Source organism: Soonwooa sp. T0.1_25 (genome assembly GCF_057652215.1).
On sequence record NZ_JBYFBZ010000070.1, the window covers coordinates 1 to 427 of the forward strand.

The following is a 427-nucleotide window of genomic DNA, read 5'->3' on the forward strand; positions in this document are numbered from 1 at the left end:
TTAGAGTATTAACTTTAACGTCAAGAAAAAGCAATGAAAAAATCAATATTTACGGAGCCGCAGATATTTAAGGTGCTCCAAAGCCAGCAAGAAGGCAAAAAAGTGTCAGAGATCTGCCGGGAGTTTGGGATTTCCGAACAAACATTTTATAACTGGAAGAGCAAATACGGCGGGATGAGGCTCTCGGAGCTTCAGCGGGTGAAGGAACTGGAGGCCGAAAATGCGCGCCTTAAGCGTATCGTCGCAGACCAACAAATTTCGATCGATATTTTGAAAGAGGCTAACTCAAAAAAGTGGTAACACCTTATCAAAGAGAGCGCTGTATCGCTTATATCGCAGAGCAAAGGCCGGATATAAGTTATGCTAAGGTGTGCCGCGTAATCGGGCGCTCACGAACCTCAATAGATTATAAGAGACGGATGCCTGA

Annotated in this window: 1 protein-coding gene; it reads left to right on the plus strand. The window is 44.5% G+C overall.

The genetic code is table 11. The annotated features are described in order from the left end of the window. Nucleotides 1–33: 33 nt before the first annotated feature. Complete coding sequence (locus tag AC23MB_RS14385; protein WP_487787657.1) at nucleotides 34–300, plus strand: transposase; 267 nt, start codon at nucleotides 34–36, stop codon at nucleotides 298–300. Nucleotides 301–427: the final 127 nt, after the last annotated feature.

Excerpts from the sequence above, each read along its gene's own strand:
- AC23MB_RS14385 (WP_487787657.1), top strand. The coding sequence starts at position 34 with ATGAAAAAATCAATATTTACGGAGCCGCAGATATTTAAGGTGCTCCAA.